We start from the raw sequence: 701 nt of genomic DNA, 5'->3' as shown, positions 1-701 counted from the left end.
CCAACACCGCCAAGTACGGCGGGGCCGGCTACAACGTCGCCTCCCCGCTCGGCTACGACGGCATCGCCACCGTCGCGGGCGGCAATCCGAAGGCCGGGCAGATCGCCGTGCACGAGACCGGCCACTCGCTCGGCAAGCTCGCCGACGAGTACTTCTACGACGGCTCCGACACCTACCCGGCCGAGGAGGGCGAACCGGCCGAGCCCAACATCAGCATGTACACCGCCGACCGGCTCACCCACGACCGCGCCAAGTGGTACCGCTGGATCGGCCGGACCTCGCCCGACGGGGGCGTGGTCGGCAGCTACGAGGGTGGCGGCTACTACCCCAAGGGCCTGTACCGGCCCACCGAGAACTCGATCATGCGTTCGCTCGGACGGGAGTTCAACCTGCCCGGCCGGGAGGCGATGATCGCCGGTTTCTACCGCCACGCCGCCCCGCTCACCAGCCCCACCCCGGCCGGCACCCCGCTCACCCGGGCCGACCGCCTCACCGTCGAGCTCCCGGTCGCCGGAACCGCCCTCAGCTGGTCCCTGGACGGCCGCACGCTGCCGCAGCTGCGCGGACGGACGACGGTCGACCTGCGCACCGTCCCGCTCCCCGGCCCGCGCGGCCGGGTCCACACCCTGACCGCCACCGCCACCGACCCCACCCCCGCCGTCCTCGACCCGGCCCTCCGTGCCGCCCTGACGGCCACCCTG

General features: G+C 73.9%; 1 protein-coding gene. It reads left to right on the top strand.

Translation table 11 applies throughout. The features are described from left to right. Positions 1-701, top strand: a 701-nt coding sequence (locus VR45_RS35080; protein ID WP_045943964.1) for a M64 family metallopeptidase, incomplete at both ends; no start/stop codon positions are given.

Origin of the sequence: Streptomyces sp. NRRL S-495 (genome assembly GCF_000966955.1) — a bacterium.
Taxonomy (GTDB): domain Bacteria; phylum Actinomycetota; class Actinomycetes; order Streptomycetales; family Streptomycetaceae; genus Kitasatospora; species Kitasatospora purpeofusca.
The sequence above is the reverse complement of the archived record's forward strand: the minus strand, read 5'-3'. Positions and strand labels throughout refer to the sequence as shown.